General features: G+C 26.5%; 6 protein-coding genes. 5 read left to right on the top strand and 1 reads right to left on the bottom strand.

From position 1 onward, the window contains the following. On the bottom strand, positions 1-410 hold a 410-nt coding region (locus Q0W06_RS19585), incomplete at its 3' end, for a helix-turn-helix transcriptional regulator (RefSeq protein ID WP_297639867.1). A gap of 123 nt (positions 411-533) precedes the next feature. Here Q0W06_RS19585 and Q0W06_RS19580 point away from each other — a divergent pair. The 5 genes from Q0W06_RS19580 to Q0W06_RS19560 all read left to right on the top strand — a co-directional run. Next, positions 534-704: a hypothetical protein gene (locus Q0W06_RS19580; protein ID WP_297639864.1), complete on the top strand. Its 171-nt coding sequence runs from the start codon at positions 534-536 to the stop codon at positions 702-704. A gap of 59 nt (positions 705-763) precedes the next feature. Beyond that, positions 764-895 (top strand): hypothetical protein, encoded by a 132-nt coding sequence (locus tag Q0W06_RS19575; RefSeq protein WP_297639862.1) that lies wholly within the window; start codon positions 764-766, stop codon positions 893-895. Next, positions 876-1,130, top strand: coding sequence for a hypothetical protein (locus tag Q0W06_RS19570; RefSeq protein WP_297639859.1), 255 nt, complete (start codon positions 876-878; stop codon positions 1,128-1,130). Before Q0W06_RS19575 ends, Q0W06_RS19570 begins: the two co-directional genes overlap by 20 nt. A 219-nt stretch (positions 1,131-1,349) precedes the next feature. Next, entirely contained in the window at positions 1,350-1,790 is a 441-nt protein-coding gene (locus Q0W06_RS19565) for a hypothetical protein (RefSeq protein WP_297639856.1), read from the top strand. A 336-nt stretch (positions 1,791-2,126) separates the two neighbouring features. Next, on the top strand, positions 2,127-2,641 hold a 515-nt coding region (locus Q0W06_RS19560), incomplete at its 3' end, for a DNA-primase RepB domain-containing protein (protein ID WP_297639853.1).

Raw genomic sequence — 2,641 nt, 5'->3', positions numbered from 1 at the left:
CCTATACAATCATACTCTTTGAAAGGAACATTAACAAAGGCAACAGGTTCAGCATCAGCTACCCTTCCGCATCCAGCACTAGCTGAGGCATAAACAGGTATAGTAGAAGATGTGTCTTGGGAAATAGTTTCAAGATGATCCTCTAATTTTTCTTTTAAAAAAGAAGAAATTTCCATATTAAAATCATCTTCTTCAATCAAATCTAAAATTCTTAGAATTTCAAATTTATTGATTCCCAAAGCTTTAGCTATAGAGAATACTGTTTTTAAAGAAGGTTTCCTAGTTCCAGCTTCAATTTTAGATAGTATGGAAGAGCTTACTCCACTTTTATATGAAAGTTGACCTTGTGTTAACTTTTTTTCTTTTCTTTTTTCTTTTAAAAATTCAACAGCTTTTTCTATATTTTCCATAAAACCTCCTAACAAATTTTATCATGTTTTGCACAAGTGTGACAAAGTAACTTTTAAATTAAGTTGACAAAAGTGCAAAAATGTTTTAAACTTAAATTGTCACATTTGTGATAAGGAGGTAATATGTCTATTTTAATAAAAATTAGAAAGAAATTACTAGAGAATAACAAGACGATTACTTGGTTATCAGAGCAATTAAATATAAATAGGCGAACATTTTATAGAAAGATTGCTAATAATGATATAGAGCTTATATCTAAAATAAATACAATATTAAAAACACTTGATAAATAAATTATAAATTAAAATGTCACACTTGTATCAATGCTATAAAAATTTTTTAAGGAGATTTTATGATAAAAGTTGAAGACTTAATCGAGAATAAAAAAATTGATGGAAAAAATAAAAATATAATAACAGCAGAGTCAATAAAAAAAGCAATTATAAATAAAAGGAGAGCAATACTTGATGAAAAAGCGGAATAATTTTAAAGTAAATAGTTTTTTAAGAATTGTAAAAAAAGGTCAAATAATTAAAATAGGTTATCCAGATGTAAACTTAAGAAAATTAAAAAGTCGTATAGATAGATTAGAGTATGAAAAAGCTATAGATATATCAAGAGCTTATTATACTAAAGCACAGATTGAAAGAAGTAACTTAAATTCATATTTAGCTTTAATTTTATCAATATTTTCTTTAGTTTTTAGCATCTGGAAGTAGTGTACCAGGTGTTAGAATATAAGAATTTAAAAATTTGAATTTTTATATTCTAAGCTTTCACTTACAGATGATCATTCGGATCATCGCCTCCATTGAAATCATCAATTTAAACTTCTAACTTACCCCCGTAGAAGTTTAATATCATCCCCCAGATAGTATTGGTGGTTTCAATAGAGGTTTAAAATCTCTAAAATAAAGTATAAATGGGGAGGAAACAAAATGGGTACTAATAAAGGAGGAAAAATAAGGAGCTTACCAGGAGAACTATTAGCAGTGAGTATGGATATGCATTGTGTAGTTTTAACAGGAAAAAATCATCACAGAATAGCTGAAAATATAGATTCAATGGATGATGAGGTAAGAGAAAATTATATAAAGGGTGTAAGAAGCTATATAAAGCAATTAAAAAATTATGCTAATAAGTTTAAAGATGAAGATTTTAAAAGCCTTATAAATGAACTTGGCAAGTTTACAGAGAAATATATAGAGGATACACTTTATTATGAGGAGTTGGATGATAAAAATAGAATGGAAGCAAAAGTATATTTAAATGAATCTGAAGTTAGATTGACAGAAAGAAGTAATGCTTTAGATAAAGCTGTAATAGCTTTAAATAAAAAAGACCCAGCTGGAACTGGATCTCTACAAATAAATTTATAAAATTTAATTTAATAAGATTATATCACAAAAAAATAAAAAGTAAATAGGCTTTATAAAATCCATTTTAAGGTGGTTGGTTATATTAAGTTATAACTTCATCACCAAATATTAAGATTGGTTTAAATATGGCTAAAAAATGGATTCTAACATGATTGGTTGTAGAAACAACTTCATCAAAAATAGTTGGAATTTATGAAAAAAATAAATGTGAAAAAAGTAATACGGTTTTTTGAAGTTGAACCCTTGAATTTATTGGGTTAGTTTGAAAATTTTGTGAAAAAAGTAATACAGAAGTATATACAAGATTTATTATTATATTATTCTTAGGGAGGATACATGGAATTTACAACTAGGGAGTTTTTAGAGAATCTATTTGACAATCTAGATAATAATTTTCTTATAGAGATTAGGGAGATTACAGATGCAGCTAGTGTAAACTTTTTCTATAGTTCTTTAGATGAGTTAGTAGCATTATATAAACCTAATTTAGAAAAGCATTGTTATTTTGGAGTTTCTAGTAGAGGTCAAAGAAAAAATTCTAAAGGGAAAACTTCTGGAGAAAATATTAATTGTGAAGATGTAAAAACTCTATGGTTTGATTTTGATTATATGACTCTTGATGAGGTAAGGGAAAAAATAAAAATATTTAAAGTAAAACCTAGTTATATTGTTTCCAGTGGAAATGGATATCATGTTTACTATATTCTTGATGAAAGAATTTCAACTGAAAAAGTTATAAGAGTTTTAAGACCTTTAACAAAAATGATTGGAGCAGATACAAAAGTTTCAACTCATTCAAAAGTTTTAAGATTACCAGGAACAGTTAATAAAAAAAATGATAAATGGTGTGA

Origin of the sequence: uncultured Clostridium sp., from assembly GCF_947072515.1 — a bacterium.
Classification (GTDB): domain Bacteria; phylum Bacillota; class Clostridia; order Clostridiales; family Clostridiaceae; genus Clostridium.
The sequence above is the reverse complement of the archived record's forward strand: the minus strand, read 5'-3'. Positions and strand labels throughout refer to the sequence as shown.